1 rRNA gene is annotated in these 400 nt (G+C 54.2%); it reads right to left on the reverse strand.

Annotated elements, in window-relative coordinates:
* Positions 1-400 (reverse strand): 16S ribosomal RNA (locus BSZ14_RS18915); the annotation flags it as partial.

Below are 400 nucleotides of genomic sequence, written 5' to 3' on the forward strand. Positions count from 1 at the left end.
CTGTTTGCTCCCCACGCTTTCGCGCCTCAGCGTCAGTATCGGGCCAGTGAGTCGCCTTCGCCACTGGTGTTCCGCCGAATATCTACGAATTTCACCTCTACACTCGGCATTCCACTCACCTCTCCCGAACTCAAGACATCCAGTATTAAAGGCTATTCCAGGGTTGAGCCCTGGGCTTTCACCTCTAACTTAAATGTCCGCCTACGCGCCCTTTACGCCCAGTAATTCCGAGCAACGCTAGCCCCCTTCGTATTACCGCGGCTGCTGGCACGAAGTTAGCCGGGGCTTCTTCTACGGGTACCGTCATTATCTTCCCCGGTGAAAGAATTTTACAATCCTAAGACCTTCATCATTCACGCGGCATGGCTGCGTCAGGCTTTCGCCCATTGCGCAAGATTCC

It is taken from the genome of Sphingomonas sp. Sph1(2015) (genome assembly GCF_001970915.1).
In the GTDB taxonomy this organism is placed as follows: Bacteria; Pseudomonadota; Alphaproteobacteria; order Sphingomonadales; family Sphingomonadaceae; genus Sphingomonas; species Sphingomonas parapaucimobilis.